This window comes from Pseudomonas sp. SK (assembly GCF_012975065.1).
Lineage (GTDB): Bacteria > Pseudomonadota > Gammaproteobacteria > Pseudomonadales > Pseudomonadaceae > Aquipseudomonas > Aquipseudomonas anuradhapurensis.
In genome coordinates this window covers 1-17,858 of record NZ_CP051857.1, presented here as the reverse complement: position 1 = coordinate 17,858, position 17,858 = coordinate 1, and the positions used below count along the sequence as shown (strand labels likewise).

Sequence of the window (17,858 nt, the reverse complement as noted above, 5' to 3'; positions counted from 1 at the left end):
CTGTAGGAGCGGCCTTGTTTCGCGAGGGGGCGCGCAGCGGCCCCGAGTACAGCAAGCCCGGTCCATCTCGATGACCGCATGTGCTCTCCCAGGGCCGCTGCGCGCCCCATCGCGACACAAGGCCGCTCCTACAAAAGTACGCGCCTGGGGCATAGGGACTAGCATGTTCGACTGGAACGATCTGCGGTTTTTCCTCGAGTTGCAGCGCAGCGGCCGCCTGCTAACCGCCGCCAAGCGCCTCAACACCACCCACAGCACCGTCGCCCGGCATATCGAAAACATCGAGCAGAGCCTGGGCACCGCGCTCTTCGTGCAGCATGCCCAAGGTTACGAACTTACCCCTTCGGGCCAGGCCCTGCTCAAACACGCCGAGGCCATGGAAAATGTCGCCCTGCTGGCGCAGGAAGAAATCACCCAGGCCATCACCCCGCTGGGCAAGATTCGCCTTGGGGTAACCGAAGGCATCGGCATCATGTTCTTCACCCCGCGCATGAATGCCCTGTTCGAACGCTACCCCGGCCTGGAAGTGGAATTGGTGGCAGTGCCGCGCTTCGTCAGCATTCTCAACCGCGAAGCGGAGATCAGCATCCACCTGGAGCGCCCCAACGCCGATTTGCTGATTACCCGCAAGCTCACCGACTATCGCCTGGCCCTGTACGCCAGCCAGGCTTACCTGGACCGTGCGCCTGCGTTGCGCAACCGCGAGGACCTGGCCCGGCACAGCTGGATCGGCTACGTCGACGACTTGCTGTTCAGCCAGGAGCTGTTGTTTCTCAACAGCTTCTGCCGCACACCCAACGTGGTATTCCGCAGCACTAGCGTGATCGCTCAGCAGGCCGCCGCCCGCGCCGGGCTGGGCATCGCCGTACTGCCCAACTACATGGCCCGCCACGACCCGACACTGGTGCGCGTACTGCCTGGCGAGACCATCCAGCGCAGCTACTGGATCTGCACCCGTCGCGAGCTGCACAAGTCGGTGCGCCTGCGGGTCGTATGGGACTACCTGCTGGCGCTGTGTGCGGCTGAACAGAGCGAACTGCTAGCCCAGTAGCGCCTTGCCGGCAAGCAGCGCCGCTGCCACCCACCCCGCCACAGCGAACATCTGCTGCAAACGCGGCCCGGCCAGCCTGGCCGCCAAAGGCCGCGCCAGCAGCAAGCCGAGCACCGCGCCAACGGCAAACGGCGTACCGACCTGCCAGTGCATGACCCCGGCCAGGCTGGCACTGACCACACTGCCGGTAGACACCAGGGCAATCACCGCCAATGAGGTGGAGACGATGCTGGCCATGCGCAGGTTGGTATAGCGGTTCAGCGCCGGGATGATGACAAAGCCACCGCCCACACCGAGCAGCCCGGACAGCAGGCCGGACAATGCCCCGGTGAACGCCAGGGCGCGCGCGCAGGGCAGCGTCCAGCGCAAACGCCCCTGCAGCGGGTTGAGCACACAGGGTTCGATGTAGCGATGGGCGTCATTGGCTTCGCCACGCAATTCCTTGGCCGCCTTGCGCCAGATACGCAGGCACGCGTATACCAGTACCCCGGCGAATAGCAACTGCAAGGGTGAATTGGGCACGCGGTGCGCCAGCATCAGCCCGAACGGCGCCGTGGCCACACCCACCAAGGCGATGAACAATGCCGCCCGGTAGCGCACCAGGCCCTGGCGCAAGCCCAGCACAGCCCCCACTGCCGCCGCCAGGCCGACGGCCAGCAGGCCAACCGGTGCCGCCTCGACCATCGACAGCCCGAGGCCGAACACCAGCAATGGCACTGCCAGGATGCCACCCCCTGCACCGGTCAACGCCAGCACGGCGCCAATGATTGCCCCCAGGCCAGCACCCAACAGTTGATGTTCGATCACTGGCCACCCTCGGCTACCAGCGGCTGCGGCCGCGCCAACCACTCGCGTCCCTTGAGCATGCCTTGCCAGTACAAGGGTGGCAGCACTTGCGCCTTGAGCAACCAGGCCAGGCGCGTCGGCTTGCGGCCATCCAGCAACCAGCTGGGGAAACTCGGCGCCAGCTTGCCGCCATAGCTGAACTCCGCGAGGACAATCTTGCCGCGCTCAACGGTAAGCGGGCAGGAGCCATACCCGTCGTAGCGGGCCAGGGTTGGCAGCCTGCCCAGTGCCACCAGCACGTTGTTGGCCACTACCGGGGCCTGCTTGCGAGCAGCCGCAGCGGTCTTGGCATTGCTGGTGTTGGCCACGTCCCCCAGGGCATGGACATTGGCGAACTGGCGATGGCGCAGGGTGTGCGGGTCGACATCAACCCAACCGGCAGCGTCGGCCAAGGGGCTTTCGCGGATGAAATCCGGCGCCACTTGTGGCGGCACCACATGCAGCATGTCGAAGGCCTCGGTGCGGGTTTCACTGCTGCCATCAGCCATGGTCCGCACAAAGGTGGCGCGCTTGTTGGCGCCATCCACGGCGACCAGGCGGTGAGCAAAGTTGAGGTCCACCGCGTACTTTTCGATGTACTTCATCAGCGCGGGTACGTAGTCCGGCACGCCGAACAACACCGCACCGGCATTGAAGAAACTGGCTTTCACTGCACCCAGCCGGCCATGGCGCAGCCAGTGGTCGCAAGACAGGTAAAGCGCCTTCTGCGGAGCGCCCGCGCATTTGATCGGCATGGGCGGCTGACAGAACAGGGCGCGGCCTTGCTTGAGCTTCTGCACCAGCTCCCAGGTATAGGGCGCCAGGTCATAGCGATAGTTGGAAGTGACGCCATTGCGCCCCAGGGTTTCGCTGAGCCCCTCGATGGCAGCCCAGTCCAGCTTGAGCCCAGGGCAAACCACCAGCTGTTGGTAACCGATGGCGCGCCCATCGTCGAGGATGACCTGTTGGCCGTGCGGGTCGAAGCCTTGCACCCGTGCCTTTATCCAGCGCACACCGCGCGGAATGGTCGAGGCCATGGAGCGGGCCGTGCTCGGTGCGGTGAACACACCGGCACCGACCATGGTCCAGCCGGGCTGGTAGTAATGCACCTCGGCAGGGTCGATCAACGCCACGTCCAGCGACGGGTCACGGCTGATCAGGCTGGAGGCGGTGGCAATACCGGCGGCACCGGCACCGACGATGACCACGGTGTGGTGGTCGCTATTGGCAGGGGACAACAAGGCAGGCATGGCGGTAAATCCTGGAAATCTGGTTATGGGGCAGGGCGGTCACAGCGTGTTCAGCGGAATCTTCAGGTAGCTGACACCGTTCTCTTCTGGCGCGGGCAACTGGCCGCTGCGCATGTTCACCTGCACCGACGGCAGGATCAGCACCGGCATATCGAGGGTCTTGTCGCGGGCTTCGCGCATGGCGACAAAGCTGTCCTCGTCGATCCCTTGGTGGATGTGGATATTGCTGGTGCGTTGCTCGGCCACCGTGGTGACGTATTGCATGTCGCGGCCACCGGGCAGGTAGTCATGGCACATGAACAGCAGCGTCTGGTCAGGGAAGGCCAGCAGGCGGCGGATCGAGCGGTACAGGGTGCGCGCATCGGCCCCAGGGAAGTCACAACGAGCGGTGCCGTAGTCGGGCATGAACAGCGTATCGCCGACAAACACGGCGATCTCGCCTGCGTCCTCGATCATGAAGCTCATGCACGCGGGAGTGTGCCCCGGGGTGTGCAAGGCACGGGCATGCAGGTTGCCGATGCGAAACCCTTCTTCGTCCTCGAATAACGCATCGAACTGGCTGCCATCGCGAGCGAAGCCAGGCTCGGCGTTGAACAACGCACCAAACACTTTCTGCACCTGGGTGATGTGTGCGCCGATGGCGGTGTGGCCACCCAGTTTCGCCTTCAGGTAAGCCGCTGCCGAAAGGTGGTCGGCGTGTACATGGGTTTCCAGTATCCATTGCACGCAGGCTTCAAGCTCGGCCACGCGCTGGACCAGGCGGTCTGCCGAAGCGGTGCAGGTGCGTCCGGACTTCGGGTCGTAGTCCAGCACACTGTCGATCAATGCGCAGTGGCGCGTTTCACGGTCCATGACCAGGTAGCTGATGGTCGAGGTCGCCTGGTCATAGAAGGCGTCCACGTGCAGGTTGTTGCCGATGATCATCACGTTCTCCAAATTTTCCGCCCAGCCTTGTACAGGCGTAGGCAGTGAAAGGAGCTTTATCAAGATGCATGCCAGGCATTTTCCTACGAGCAGACCAATGAAATCGGCTTGTTACTGACAGCGCTTACTGCTACTGGCAGCACGGGCTGGCAGTCGACTGTCAGCCAATGGCAGTATTTGGCAGTCCTTGTTACCCTGCGCCGGTAAACCTACCGGTGTCCCCATGCCTGAAACCCACCCGCTCACCCTCGCCCTGGTTTCCTATCTCGAGCACGATGCCCTGCCAACCATCGTGCTGGACACCGACTACAACATCCTCGCTGCCAATGCCGCCTATCGCCGCCAGTTCGGCCACCACGACCAGGCGCCGCTGGGTGAAAAATGCCATAAGGTCTCGCATCACTATGCCGTGCCTTGTGACCAGGCCGGCGAGCATTGCCCGATGCGCAAGGCATGGCACAGCAAGCAGCCAGAGCGGGTCTTGCACATTCATCACACGCCACGCGGGCCCGAGCATGTGGATGTCGAGTTACGCCCGATCCTGGATGAACAGGGCAGGGTAGTGGCCTTCGTCGAACGCCTGACCAGCATTACCCTGGCCTCGGCACAGCCACAGGAACAAGGGCTGGTGGGGCGCGCCCCTGCATTCAAGGCTGCCCTGGCCAGCCTGCAACGGGCAGCGCCGGCGCAAATTCCGGTGTTGCTGCAAGGTGAGTCGGGTACCGGCAAGGAACTGTTTGCCCGCGCGGTGCACATGGGCAGCCCCAGGGCGAATGGGCCATTGGTGGTGGTCGACTGCACCGGCCTGACTGAATCCCTGTTCGAGAGCGAGTTGTTCGGCTACGAGAAGGGGGCGTTCACCGGCGCCAACCAGCGCAAGATCGGCCTTGCGGAAGCTGCCCATGGCGGAACCCTGTTCCTCGATGAAATTGGTGAAGTGCCGCTGGCGATGCAGGTGAAGCTGCTGCGCCTGATCGAGTCTGGCAGTTTCCGTCCGGTGGGTAGCCTGCGCACGGTGCATTCGGATTTCCGCCTGGTGTCGGCCACCCACAAACCGCTCAGGCAAATGGTTGCAGACGGCAGCTTCCGCGAAGACCTGTACTACCGCATCAGCGGCTTCCCGATCCGCCTGCCGGCCTTGCGCGAGCGAGTGGAGGACCTGCCTCTGCTCGCGCAGAGCCTGCTTCAGCGCATGGCTGGCAAACCGACACCCACGCTGAGCGACGATGCCTTGCAGCAGCTTCGGCTGCATCCGTTCCCGGGCAATATCCGCGAGCTGCGCAACATCCTTGAACGGGCGCGGTTGTTTGCCGATGACGGGCTGATCCAGCCGGAACATTTACCCGAGGACATAGGGCCAACTGCAGCAGTCTTGGGCGGCGGCCGGCGCAATCACCTAGGTGAGCTGGCGCAGGCGCTGGAACACTTCAAGGGGTCGCGCAGTGAACTGGCCCGTCACCTCGGCTTGAGCGAACGCACGCTGTACCGCCGCTTGAAGGAGCTCGGCCTGAATTGAACAATGGCGAGTTCTACAGGGTACTCTCGCAGGCGATATATTGACTTCAATTCAGTGGTATATGTAAGCATCACACGGGAGGGGTTATGCCTAAAGCGAATCCTCCAGTTCGGCGTCTTCGCCAGCCGCTGAAAGCTGGCAAGTTCAAGATGGAGTCATTCATGACGGAAGGAAACACCTGGAACACCAAGCGCCTTTTCGATGCACTCAACGCCTTGGCTACTAATGAGCGCGACTCCGTGCTGGGTAGCGCCTCGTTGGCACTCATCGAGGGCGCTGAGCAAGCGATCAAGGTCGACCTGCATGAATTCGGAGGTTTACCTGTATTCATCGTGGTTGCTGGTGAACAGATCATCGTCGACACGTTGCTGATCGAAGCCGAAGATATCACTGATGTGGGCGCCTTCAATGACGCGGTACTGCGCAGTCGGGAGATGTTCCCGCTGTCCAGCATCGGTATCGAAACCATGCCAAACGGTGAGACGGCCTACAACATGTTCGGCGCCTTGACCGCTGATTCCTCGCTGGCGAACGTCGTCACCGAAATATTGACCCTGGCTGAGAACGTCCAGAGAGCAGTCATCGCTTTCGAATCCTTCTTCAGCCAATAACGGACCGGGACAACCATGGATAACAATCAATCGCTCTGGCGCAAGCTACTGACCGCACTGCGTGGTAAGGGTACCGAAATCGGCGAGGCCATCGCCGACAGGCAGGCCATTACCATTCTGGATCAAGAGATCCGTGACGCAGACTCAGCTATCCGCAGTGCTCAGAACGAACTGGCGACTCTGATGGGTAAGGAGAAGCTGGCATCCAAAGAGCTTGCCGAGCTGCAGTGCACGATCGGTGACCTGGAAGAAAAGGCTAAGAAGTCCCTGGCTGCGAATCGTGAAGACCTAGCCCTGGAAATCGCTGGCCGGATCGGCGAGATCGAGGGCAAGCTCCAGCTCAAGCGCGAAGCGCACCAGCAGCTGCAGGGTGGCATCGCCCGGATGCGTTCTGACATCGAGAAGGCGCAGTCCCGGATCAATGGTTTGCGTACGCAGGTGGACATGGCCAAGGCCCGCGAAACCGTGCAGAAGGCCCAGGTCAGCGCTACCCTGTCCAGCGGCCAGGCAAATGGCAAGCTGGAAACCGCAGTTATGACCCTCAACCGTCTCAAGCAGCGCCAAGATGAGCGCGAGGCGACCCTCAATGCGCATGAAGAGCTCGCGGCTCATGCCGATGGCAGTGATCTGGACAAGCGCCTGCGGGAGGCCAACATCATCGCCGACGAGAACAGTGCCCAGTCTGTACTGGCCCGTTTGAAAGGCTCAGCTCAGCAGTAACCAGGTGTCGGTCGCCGGCCGGGTTATCCCGGCCAGCGAGTCTCGTTAGAAGGAAACGTCCTTGGCAAATGGAAAAGCCTTGCGCATCGTCGCTGCGCTACTCGTGGTTATGCTCGCGTTACAACTCGGTAACGCTCTCCTCGGATTCCCTCTGGGTGCGTTTGGCCTACAGCCGCGAAGCGCAGGAGGTGTAGCCGGGGTTTTCCTGTCTCCCTTCCTGCATGGCCCGTTTGGTCATGTGCTTTCTAACGCCATCCCCTATGCAGTTCTCTCGATGGTGATACTCGGGTATGGCATCGGACGCTATGCAACTGTAGAAGCATTGGTCCTTAAAACCCGTACCGAAAGAGGCGCTGATAGAGCTCGCTGAATCTCATTGCATCTGCAAGGTTCCGGGTTGGCGTCTCGAAACTCAAATTTCAAATTACGGATATTGGCCTATGTCGATCTTTCTGCTTCTTCGGCAGGTTGCAGCTACCGTGCTCGTCAGATTCACGTGGATGGCGCTCGTGCTGGCAGTTCTAGTCCACTTCGCCGTTGCGTACATTGGCCTGTGGTACGCAGGCGAGAAACACCTCGTCGGAGATCCGACGACCTTCTTCTACTTCTACATCACGACTGCCATGACGGTGGGCTATGGGGATCTTTCCCCTCAAGGTCCGGCTGGCAGGATCTTTGTTGCCATCTGGATGATGGTCGGCGGCATCGCACTGCTGACGGCCGTCATTGGCAAAACGACCAACTCCATAATCGAACTCTGGAGGCGCCAAGTGAAGGGAAACGGCAGTTTCGAAAAACAGTCCGGCCACACCGTCCTGATCGGATGGCTTGGGCAGAGCAGTGAAGAAATCATCAACCTGCTGCATCAGGACGATGTATCCAACGATCACCTGATAGTCATCTGCGCAACCGGCCTGGACGAGAATCCAATGGGAGGGAGGGCGTCCTTTGTTCGTGGTGAAAATCTGAGTTCGCCCTGCTTGCTGGCCCGTGCCGGAGTGTCGACGGCGGAGCGCGTTCTGATCCGAACAGAAACTGATGACCAGACGCTGGCCGTAGTCTTGGCCGTGCATAAACTTCAACCTCGAGGCCACGTTGTGGCCCACTTCAGTGATTCTCAAAAGGCTGACTTGGCTCGAAGCTATGCGCCCGGTCTGGAGTGCACGTCCAGTATGTCAGTCGAGATGCTGGTGCGCTCCTCCCAAGACCCTGGCTCCTCCGAGCTCATCACCGAACTGCTCACCGTGGGAAGCGGCGCCACCCAATACCGTGCAACGCTCAGCCCTGGCATCCAGTGGTCATTTGGCGAGCTTTTCGCTTCCATGAAAGATCGTCACAACGCAACCGTCATTGCCTACAAGGCTGAGGGAGAGGACAGGCTCCTGATCAATCCTCCCTCCGATACCCAGGTGTGTGCAGGAGAGATCTTCTATATCGCCAACAAACGTATCGCTGGTGACATCTGATGAGCTTCTTCAAGCGGCTTCTCGGCCTCGAATCGCCAACGCCTAGTACGAACACCGCGCCTTTGCCAAAGGGGCCACTTGGCCTTGGGCAGGGCGCGATGGTCTCAATTGATCCCGGTCTGAGCTTGCTGTTTGAGGGGGCCACCAAGGTGATGCTACCGACAGCGCAAAACGCCTTCGCAGAGGGTGTTGTAGACCTTGGTCAATCCAGCTGGCTGACCCGCATCTACCTCGACGATGAGGACTTCTGGATCCAGGTACTGACATCCGGCAAACGCGATGGACAAGTCGATGCGCTGGTGCTGTTCAACTACATCGATTGCAAGTTCATCCATAGCCAAGGTGAGTTAGCCGCCATTGCAGGGCCCGCAAGCAAAATCGGCATGCCGGTCTACATGCACGATGGTCATGCGTATTACCGGGAGTGGGGCAGCTCCGAAGGTCAGACCGAGCTGGTCGACCTTGTCGAGCGAGTGGCCAACCCAAATGAGTCCTACGAAGTCCAGCATCGCTCGATGCTGTACTCGCGTGACATCGGCCTCACTGATCGGAAGGAGCTGCTGCTCTTCTCGGTTGAGGAGTCCGAACAGGGGGCTGTCTGCGTTACAACTTCGCTGGGCGTAAACCTTTTCTCTTCTGACCTACAAAGCACGTAAGGAACACTCCATGCTTGAAGCACTGAAAATGTCTTTGAATGCACCGGCCGTGATCGGCTTCGTACTCTACATCATCGGGGCCTTGGTCCTGCTGGCGCTGTTCCAGTTCATCTACATACGCCTTACCCCGCACAAAGAATTCCAGCTCATCCGGGAGGGGAACACTGCCGCCGCGATTGGGCTGGCCGGCGCTGTGATCGGCTTCGCCCTCCCGGTAAGCAGTGTGATCTCCTTCTCGGTCAGCATTCTGGACTTTTTGGTCTGGGCTGTTATTGCTGGCTTCGTTCAGCTATTGGCGTTCTACGGTGTGCACTTGATTCTCAAGGGGCTGTCGGAGCGTATCCACAAGGGTGAAGTTGCGGCAGGCATCTATGTGGCAGCCATCGCGATCAGTGTGGGTCTGTTGAACGCAGCCTGCATGACTCCTTCTACCAACTGAGCTGGAGGGACTCCATGAAGCGAAGTAAGTGCGTACAGCTGTCGCTCTCTGCAGCTGTGGCGGTGGCCATTACTGGGTGCCAGCCAAAAGAACCCAACTATCAAGTCAGCAAGACCTTCAAATTTGACACGGTCCAACAGTGCGTCGACCAGAAAGTCCCGGTGGATATCTGCTCTGAGGCCTACATGGCGGCCATGGCCGAACACCGGCGCATTGCGCCGACATACAACAGCCAGGCTGAATGCGACGCCGATTTCATCGAGAACTACTGCAAGGCCAATTCAGACGGCAAGTTCACTCCTCCGCTTTCCGGCTTTGCGCTGACTGCCGATGGCACTGTGTCCGAGGCGCAACTGAACGCAGCGCATGCAAGTGCAGGTTCAGGTGGCGCTGGTACCAGCGGGCTGAACGATGTTGTCTTGGGTATGCTGATCGGCAACATGCTGTCGAGCAATAACGGGCGCTACTACTCGGAGCCGGTGTACCGGTACCGCTCTGACCGTGACAGCTATTCGACCTCGACCCTTGCAAGTCGGATCAAGTCTGGTACCAACTTCAGTAATTCGACCCAGGTCAAGCGTGGCGCCAGCTACGTATCCAGCAGCAAATCCGGACTCAAACCATCCATTAACACCAAGCCGATCGCGGTAAGTAGTACCACCTCCCGCGGTGGTTTCGGCAAATCAGCTTCGGCCCGTAGTGGTTGGGGCGGCAGTTTCGGCGGCTAAGGAAGCAAGATGAAACGGATCGCGATCAATGAACGACCCAACTGGCAGTCTCGGGCAGAATCGTTCGGGTTCAAGTTCCACACGATTGATGGGGAGCGGTATTGGGACGAAAGCGCCTACTACCAGTTCACGCTCTCTCAGATCGAAAACGACCTTGAGGACCCGACTGCCGAGCTTCACCAGATGTGTATGGACTTGGTATCTCGTGTCGTGGACAGTGAAGAATTGCTGTCCAGGCTGAGCATTCCTCCAGCGTATTTTGATGCGATCCGCGAATCTTGGAAGGAGGGTCATCCGCACCTATATGGGCGCATGGACTTCTCGTACAACGGCAAGGGCCCGGCCAAGTTGCTGGAACTAAACTACGACACCCCGACCAGCTTGTATGAGGGCTCAGCCCAACAATGGGACTGGCTGGATCAGTGCATTCAGATGGGCATGCTCCCGAGTCATGCCGATCAGTTCAACAGTATCGAGGATCAGCTCACTCAAGTGTTCTGTGAGCTTCAAATCGATCGCCCGTTCTACTTCGCCTCAATCACAGGATCCGAAGAGGACAAGGGAACTACCGACTACCTGCGCATGATCGCTGAGAAGGCAGGCATCCAGACTCACCACATCTACCTCGAGGACATCGGGTACAACGGTCAGAGGTTCGTGGACCAGCAAGATAATTGGATTCCTCACCTGTTCAAGCTTCATGCCTGGGAGTTCATCATGCACGAGGAATTCGGGCCGTTGGTTGCCAGCTCGGATACCCAATTCTTTGAGCCCATGTGGAAGGCCGTACTCTCTAACAAGGGGGCTCTGCCGCTGCTTTGGGAATTCAACAAAGGACATCCCAACCTGCTCCCCACCTTCTTTGATGGTGAACCTGGCAGACGGGTACCCAAGGGGTGGGTCAGAAAACCTTTTTTCTCCAGAGAGGGAGCCAACATCGAGCTTCGCACTGCGGACGAGCAGCTTGTGAAAGTGGATGGCCCTTATACAGATGCTCCATACATCCTGCAGGAATGTGCCCCGCTTCCGAAGTTTGGCGACAGCTACACCCTAATCGGATCCTGGGTCATTGGCGACAACGCTGCAGGAATCGGTATCCGCGAGGATGACTCACTCGTGACAAAAGACAGTAGCCGTTTCCTTCCCCACCTAATCCTCGACTGATCCGCAACTCACCCGAAGTTGCGATTTGCCAACGAGGGTTGGCAAAGGCGAGTACTGGGTAATCCGCGGGTGCTCCTTTCCGGCTCGCCCACAACCTGCCTCAACCCATTTCCGGTTCCATCCATGCTCGATCGAGCAGGGCGGGCAACTCCGAAAAGAACTCCAAGAAAAAAAAAGCCCGCGAAAGGCGGGCTTGATTGGGGCCGACGCGGACCAGGCTTGGAGCCCGGCCGGTCAACTATTCGAGAAAACGTGCACTATTTTGTGAACCTGCATCCTTATCAGAAATCCAGGTTCGATACCGACAGTGCATTGCTTTCGATGAAGTCACGACGCGGCTCGACCGCATCGCCCATCAGGGTGTTGAAGATCTGGTCGGCAGCGATGGCGTCTTCGATGGTCACCTTGAGCATGCGACGAACAGCCGGATCCATGGTGGTTTCCCAAAGCTGGTCCGGGTTCATCTCGCCCAGCCCTTTGTATCGCTGGATGGTATGGCGCTTGGTGGTCTCGTTCATCAGCCAGTCCAGGCCTTCCTTGAATTCGACGATCGCTTTGCGGCGCTCACCACGCTGCACGTAGGCGCCTTCACCCAACAGACTGGACAGCTTGGCACCGATGTTGACCACGGTCCGGTAGTCATTGCTGCCGAAGAAGTCGCGGTTGAAGGTGACGTAGCTGGCCAAGCCGTGAGAGGTGATTTCCACCTCTGGCAGCCATACATTGCGTTCCTTGTCCTCACGCAGGCTGGCTTTGTAAACCAGGCCAGACTTCTGGCTGTTGCTCAGACGCTCCTGGAACTTGGCCAGCCAGGCTTGCATCACCGCGTGGTCACCCAACTGCTCAAGGGTCACCTCCGGCAAGTAGATGAAGTGCTCGGTCAGCTCTTCCGGGTACAGGCGCGACAGACGCTTGAGGGTCTTCATGACGCTACGGAATTCGTTGACCAGCGCTTCCAGTTGCACACCGGAAACCGCTGGCGCCGACTCGTCCAGGTGCAGGCTGGCATCTTCCAGGGCCGACTGGGTCATGTACTCTTCCATGGCCTCGTCGTCCTTGATGTACTGCTCCTGCTTGCCCTTCTTCACTTTGTACAGCGGCGGCTGGGCAATGTAGATGTAGCCACGCTCGACCAGCTCCGGCAACTGACGGAAGAAGAAGGTCAGCAACAGGGTACGGATGTGCGAACCGTCAACGTCAGCATCGGTCATGATGATGATGTTGTGATAGCGCAGCTTGTCGATGTTGTACTCTTCGCGGCCGATACCACAGCCCAGCGCAGTGATCAGCGTGCCAACTTCCTGGGACGAGATCATCTTGTCGAAGCGTGCTTTCTCGACGTTGAGGATCTTGCCCTTCAAAGGCAGGATCGCCTGGGTACGACGGTTGCGGCCCTGCTTGGCCGAACCACCCGCAGAGTCACCCTCCACCAGGTACAGTTCGGAAAGGGCAGGGTCCTTCTCCTGGCAGTCCGCCAGTTTGCCCGGCAGGCCGGCGATATCCAGCGCCCCTTTGCGGCGAGTCATTTCGCGGGCTTTACGGGCAGCTTCGCGCGCTCGCGCCGCGTCGATCATCTTGCCAACGACGGCCTTGGCCTCGTTCGGGTTTTCCAGGAGGAAGTCGGCGAAGTACTTGTTCATCTCCTGTTCCACGGCGGTTTTAACCTCCGAGGAGACCAGCTTGTCCTTGGTCTGCGAGCTGAACTTCGGGTCCGGTACCTTCACCGAGATGATCGCGGTCAGGCCCTCACGAGCGTCATCGCCAGTGGTTGCCACCTTGTTCTTCTTGGCCAGGCCCTCCTGCTCGATGTAGCTGTTAAGGCTACGAGTCAGAGAGGAACGGAAGCCCACCAGATGCGTACCACCGTCACGCTGAGGAATGTTGTTGGTGAAGCACAGCAGGTTTTCGTTGAAGCTGTCATTCCACTGCAGGGCAACTTCGACGCCTACGCCATCATCGCGCTGGACATTGAAGTGGAACACCTGCGAGTTCACCGGGGTCTTGTTGGTGTTCAGGTATTCGACGAATGCACGCAGGCCGCCTTCGTACTTGAAGAACTCTTCCTTGCCGCTGCGCTCATCCTTCAGCAGGATGCCCACGCCCGAGTTGAGGAACGACAACTCACGGATACGCTTGGCCAGGATGTCCCAGCTGAAGTGGATGTTCTTGAAGGTTTCGGCCGACGGCTTGAAGTGGATGTGGGTACCCGTGGTTTCGCTGTCGCCAACCACCGCCATAGGAGCCTGGGGAACGCCATGGACGTAGGTCTGCTCCCAGATCTTGCCGCTACGGCGAACAGTCAGTACCAGTTTCTCGGACAGGGCGTTCACCACGGAAACACCTACGCCGTGCAAGCCACCGGATACCTTGTAGGAGTTATCGTCGAACTTACCGCCGGCGTGCAGTACGGTCATGATGACTTCAGCTGCGGAAACGCCTTCTTCTTTATGCACGTCGACCGGAATGCCGCGACCGTTGTCGCGCACACTGATGGATTCGTCCGGGTGGATAATGACGGTGATGTCGTCGCAGTGACCGGCGAGGGCTTCGTCGATGGAGTTGTCGACCACCTCGAAGACCATGTGGTGCAGGCCGCTACCATCATCGGTGTCGCCAATGTACATGCCGGGACGCTTGCGTACGGCATCCAAACCTTTCAGCACCTTGATGCTGGAGGAGTCGTACGTTTGATTTTCGCTCATGCCTTCACTCCCGATGGTCGTGGGTCTGGGTGATACGGCCTTGTTCCACGTGGAACAAAGCAACTGGCGTTTCCGTCTGCCAGCCTTCCCTCAGTAATTCGTGATCTACACAGGTGATGAACACCTGGCAGCGTAATTCTTCAAGCAAGCGGCACAGCGCGCGGCGATGCTGGTCATCCAGTTCGGACGGCAAGTCATCCACGAGATAAATACAGTGACCGCGGCGAGCCTGACTAACGAGGTGGCCTTGGGCAATGCGCAAGGCACACACCACCAGCTTTTGCTGACCACGCGACAGAATGTCGGCTGCGTTGTTGGCAGCCAGACGAAGACGCAGATCAGCGCGCTGCGGACCGGCCTGGGTGTGGCCCATCTGCTGATCGCGAAGGAGAGAGGAGGCGAGTACTTCTTGCAGTTCCCGGTCCTTATCCCAGCCTCGGTAGTAGCTCAGGGTCAACCCGTCCAGCTCGACCAGTTCGCTCAGGGTTCGCTCGAAGACGGGCTTCAAGGCCTTGATGTAGTTGCGACGGTATTCATCTATTTCCGCGCTGGCCAGGCACAATTCCCGGTCCCAGGCGGCTTGCGAAGCTGGGTCAAGTGTACCATGACGCAACCATGAGTTCCGCTGCCGCAGCGCCTTCTGCAGCCGCTGCCAAGCTGGCAGGAAACGAGGTTCCACGTGGAACACTCCCCAATCCAGAAACTGCCGGCGAATCTTCGGGGCACCTTCCAGCAAGCGGAAGCTGTCCGGGTTAATGAGCTGAAGCGGCAGCAATTCAGCCAACTGTGCTGCGCTGCGTGCATTCTGCCCATCGATACGAATAGTGAACTCCCCTTGCCGCTCCCGGGATACGCCCAGGTTGCTGCTGCCGCCCTCGGCCAATTGCACTTCACCAAATACGGTACAGGCAGGCTGTTCGTACTGAATGACCGGGTTCAAGCGGGTACTGCGGAAAGAGCGCGCCAGCCCGAGCAGGTGCACAGCTTCGAGCACACTGGTCTTGCCGCTACCGTTGGCGCCGTAAAGGATGTTGATGCGGGGAGAGGGTAAGAGTGTCACCGGGTGCAAGTTGCGCACCGCGGTGACCATGATACGTCGAAGGGACATTTCGCCTGCTACGGGTTACAGGCGCATCGGCATGACAACGTAGGAAGAATCGTCATTACCCGCTTCCTGCAGCAGCGCACTGCTGTTGGAGTCGGACAGGATCAGACGAACTTGCTCGGTAGTCATTACGCCCAGCACGTCCAGCAAGTAGCTGACGTTAAAGCCGATTTCCAGCGAGCTACCGTCATAGTCCACGCTGATTTCTTCTTCAGCTTCTTCCTGCTCAGGGTTGTTGGCCTGGATTTTCAACTGACCAGCTGCCAGCTGCAGGCGAATACCGCGGTACTTTTCGTTGGAAAGAATCGCAGTACGGCTAAACGCTTCGCGCAACGCCTGGCGGTCACCGACGACAAGCTTGTCACCGCCTTTTGGCAGAACCCGCTCGTAGTCCGGGAACTTGCCGTCCACCAGTTTGGAGGTGAAGGTGAACTCACCGGTGGTGGCACGGATGTGGTGTTGGCCGAGGACGATGCTGACCATACCTTCCGGATCGGTGAGCAGGCGTGCCAGCTCGAGGATACCTTTACGCGGCACGATCACCTGATGGCGCTCATCCTGCTCGATCGGCGCGCTCATGGAGCACAGCGCCAGGCGGTGGCCGTCGGTCGACACTGCACGCAGAGTATTGCGGGACACTTCCAGCAGCATGCCGTTGAGGTAGTAGCGCACATCCTGCTGGGCCATGGCGAAGCTGGTGCGTTCGATCAGGCGGCGCAGTTTGCTTTGTTCCAGGTTGCAGGTCAGCGAGCCCGGGCCTTCTTCGACGGTCGGGAAGTCATTGGCTGGCAGCGTCGACAGGGTAAAGCGGCTGCGGCCGGCCTTGACCAACAGTTTCTGCTCATCAACCTTGATATCGATCAGGGCGTCGTTCGGCAGGCTTTTGCAGATGTCCATCAGCTTGCGAGCTGGAACAGTGATTTCGCCAGGCTCGGCTGGCTCTTCCAGTTGCACGCGGCCTACCAGTTCGACTTCCAGGTCGGTACCGGTCAACGACAGTTGCTGGCCTTGAACGACCAGCAATACGTTGGACAGCACCGGCAAGGTCTGACGGCGCTCGACGACACCGGCGACCAGTTGCAGGGGTTTCAACAGGGCTTCGCGTTGAATGGTGAAATGCATGGTCTAGTCCCTTGCCTTCAATTAGCTGCGCAGACGGCCATCAGGTCGTCAGCGTCCGCAGCAGGTTCTTGTAGTCCTCGCGGATGTCCGCGTCGGATTCCTTCAGTTCATTGATCTTGCGGCAGGCGTGCAGCACGGTCGTATGGTCGCGACCACCGAACATGTCGCCGATTTCGGGCAGACTGTGGTTGGTCAGCTCCTTGGACAGTGCCATGGCCACCTGGCGCGGACGCGCGACAGAACGCGAACGCCGCTTGGACAACAGATCGGAGATCTTGATCTTGTAGTACTCGGCGACGGTACGCTGAATGTTATCCACACTGACCAGCTTGTCCTGCAGCGCCAGCAAGTCCTTGAGCGATTCACGAATCAATTCGATGGTGATGTCGCGGCCCATGAAGTGCGAGTGAGCGATCACCCGTTTCAATGCGCCTTCCAACTCACGGACGTTGGAGCGAATACGCTGGGCAATGAAGAACGCGGCGTCATGCGGCAGCTCGACCTTGGCCTGGTCGGCTTTCTTCATCAGGATCGCCACGCGGGTTTCCAGCTCGGGTGGCTCGACTGCCACCGTCAGGCCCCAACCGAAGCGCGATTTAAGGCGTTCTTCCAGGCCTTCGATCTCCTTGGGGTAGCGGTCAGAGGTAAGAATCACCTGCTGACCACCCTCAAGCAGGGCGTTGAAGGTGTGGAAAAACTCTTCCTGCGAGCGCTCCTTCCGGGCAAAGAACTGGATATCGTCGATCAGCAACGCGTCCACCGAGCGGTAGAAGCGCTTGAATTCGTTGATGGCGTTGAGCTGCAGTGCCTTGACCATATCCGCGACGAAACGCTCCGAATGCAGGTACACGACCTTGGCGTTCGGGTTCTTTTTCAACAGGTGGTTACCCACAGCATGCATGAGGTGGGTCTTACCCAGGCCCACGCCGCCATAAAGGAAGAGCGGGTTGTAGCCATGCTTGGGGTTGTCGGCCACCTGCCAGGCAGCAGCTCGCGCCAGCTGGTTCGACTTACCTTCGACGAACGTGTCGAAGGTGAAGGTGCGATTCAGGTAGCTGGTGTGCTTGAGCGCGCCTTCGACCTGCACGGTACGTTGTTCGGTCCGGGCGCTGGCGGCTGACTGCGAAGCCGGTTCGGCCATGGAATCGAAGCTGTCACGCAAGGACGGTTCGGCCAACTCATCGACCAGCACGGGCTCAGCCGCTGCCACTGCAACCGGTTCGACCGCTGCCGGCACTGCCTTCTGGGTCTGGCTCTGCGCCTGGGTATTGGCCAGCGATGCCGCCACCGCAGCACTCACTGGCGCGTTAGGTGCAGCACGTGGTGCCGAGCTGCGGCGGCTGCCGATCAACAAGGAAAGGGCAGGCGCGATGCCGCTGCCGTTTTCGCCCAACAGTTCGAGCAAGCGCCCCAGGTACTTTTCATTGACCCAATCGAGAACGAAACGGTTAGGCGCATAGACGCGCAACTCGTCGCCTTCGGCTTCGACCTGTAGCGGACGGATCCAGGTGTTGAATTGCTGGGCAGGCAGTTCATCGCGCAGAAGCTCCACGCACTGCTGCCAAAGTTCCACTGACAC

16 protein-coding genes are annotated in these 17,858 nt (G+C 59.5%); 9 read left to right on the top strand and 7 right to left on the bottom strand.

The genetic code is table 11. The features are described from left to right. Window positions 1-163: 163 nt before the first annotated feature. A complete protein-coding gene (locus tag HG549_RS00080) occupies window positions 164-1,051 on the top strand; it encodes a LysR family transcriptional regulator (RefSeq protein WP_170027552.1) in 888 nt (295 codons plus the stop codon). On the opposite strand, the gene HG549_RS00075 is transcribed toward HG549_RS00080, so the two are convergent. The 3 genes from HG549_RS00075 to HG549_RS00065 are packed head-to-tail and all read right to left on the bottom strand — an operon-like array spanning window position 1,040 to window position 4,050. Further along, window positions 1,040-1,858: a sulfite exporter TauE/SafE family protein gene (locus HG549_RS00075; RefSeq protein WP_170027550.1), complete on the bottom strand. Its 819-nt coding sequence runs from the start codon at window positions 1,856-1,858 to the stop codon at window positions 1,040-1,042. The genes HG549_RS00080 and HG549_RS00075 overlap by 12 nt on opposite strands. Beyond that, window positions 1,855-3,126: an FAD/NAD(P)-binding oxidoreductase gene (locus HG549_RS00070; RefSeq protein WP_170027548.1), complete on the bottom strand. Its 1,272-nt coding sequence runs from the start codon at window positions 3,124-3,126 to the stop codon at window positions 1,855-1,857. Before HG549_RS00070 ends, HG549_RS00075 begins: the two co-directional genes overlap by 4 nt. Before the next feature lie 39 nt (window positions 3,127-3,165). Then, the gene (locus tag HG549_RS00065) at window positions 3,166-4,050 is read right to left on the bottom strand and encodes an MBL fold metallo-hydrolase (protein WP_170027546.1); all 885 of its coding nucleotides are present in this window, start codon (window positions 4,048-4,050) and stop codon (window positions 3,166-3,168) included. A 223-nt stretch (window positions 4,051-4,273) separates the two neighbouring features. Between HG549_RS00065 and HG549_RS00060 the strand changes: the two genes are divergently transcribed. From HG549_RS00060 to HG549_RS00025, 8 genes are all read left to right on the top strand, one after another. Next, a complete protein-coding gene (locus HG549_RS00060; protein WP_170027545.1) occupies window positions 4,274-5,566 on the top strand; it encodes a sigma-54-dependent Fis family transcriptional regulator in 1,293 nt (430 codons plus the stop codon). A 161-nt stretch (window positions 5,567-5,727) separates the two neighbouring features. Continuing rightward, window positions 5,728-6,177 carry a YjfI family protein gene (locus tag HG549_RS00055; RefSeq protein ID WP_225931910.1) on the top strand — a complete coding sequence of 150 codons (450 nt, stop codon included), beginning with the start codon at window positions 5,728-5,730 and terminating at the stop codon, window positions 6,175-6,177. A 15-nt stretch (window positions 6,178-6,192) separates the two neighbouring features. Further along, complete coding sequence (locus HG549_RS00050; RefSeq protein ID WP_170027541.1) at window positions 6,193-6,897, top strand: PspA/IM30 family protein; 705 nt, start codon at window positions 6,193-6,195, stop codon at window positions 6,895-6,897. A gap of 440 nt (window positions 6,898-7,337) precedes the next feature. Further along, entirely contained in the window at window positions 7,338-8,363 is a 1,026-nt protein-coding gene (locus tag HG549_RS00045; RefSeq protein ID WP_170027539.1) for an ion channel, read from the top strand. Next, window positions 8,363-9,019 (top strand): DUF2491 family protein, encoded by a 657-nt coding sequence (locus HG549_RS00040; RefSeq protein ID WP_170027537.1) that lies wholly within the window; start codon window positions 8,363-8,365, stop codon window positions 9,017-9,019. Before HG549_RS00045 ends, HG549_RS00040 begins: the two co-directional genes overlap by 1 nt. Window positions 9,020-9,029: 10 nt before the next feature. Further along, window positions 9,030-9,458, top strand: a complete 429-nt coding sequence (locus tag HG549_RS00035; RefSeq protein ID WP_170027535.1) for a DUF350 domain-containing protein — start codon at window positions 9,030-9,032, stop codon at window positions 9,456-9,458. Window positions 9,459-9,472: 14 nt separating this feature from the next. Then, the gene (locus tag HG549_RS00030) at window positions 9,473-10,186 is read left to right on the top strand and encodes a DUF1190 domain-containing protein (protein WP_170027533.1); all 714 of its coding nucleotides are present in this window, start codon (window positions 9,473-9,475) and stop codon (window positions 10,184-10,186) included. Window positions 10,187-10,195: 9 nt separating this feature from the next. Continuing rightward, a complete protein-coding gene (locus tag HG549_RS00025) occupies window positions 10,196-11,350 on the top strand; it encodes a glutathionylspermidine synthase family protein (protein WP_170027531.1) in 1,155 nt (384 codons plus the stop codon). Window positions 11,351-11,631: 281 nt separating this feature from the next. Here the strand turns inward: HG549_RS00025 and gyrB are convergent, their stop codons facing one another. From gyrB to dnaA, 4 genes are read right to left on the bottom strand one after another with little or no spacing between them, the layout of a single operon-like run. Beyond that, window positions 11,632-14,052, bottom strand: a complete 2,421-nt coding sequence (gene gyrB / locus HG549_RS00020) for a DNA topoisomerase (ATP-hydrolyzing) subunit B (RefSeq protein ID WP_170027529.1) — start codon at window positions 14,050-14,052, stop codon at window positions 11,632-11,634. Window positions 14,053-14,056: 4 nt separating this feature from the next. Beyond that, window positions 14,057-15,160, bottom strand: a complete 1,104-nt coding sequence (gene recF, locus HG549_RS00015) for a DNA replication/repair protein RecF (RefSeq protein ID WP_170027527.1) — start codon at window positions 15,158-15,160, stop codon at window positions 14,057-14,059. Between the two features lie 15 nt (window positions 15,161-15,175). Further along, window positions 15,176-16,279 carry a DNA polymerase III subunit beta gene (dnaN, locus tag HG549_RS00010; protein ID WP_170027525.1) on the bottom strand — a complete coding sequence of 368 codons (1,104 nt, stop codon included), beginning with the start codon at window positions 16,277-16,279 and terminating at the stop codon, window positions 15,176-15,178. A 40-nt stretch (window positions 16,280-16,319) separates the two neighbouring features. Further along, the gene (gene dnaA / locus HG549_RS00005; protein ID WP_170027523.1) at window positions 16,320-17,858 is read right to left on the bottom strand and encodes a chromosomal replication initiator protein DnaA; all 1,539 of its coding nucleotides are present in this window, start codon (window positions 17,856-17,858) and stop codon (window positions 16,320-16,322) included.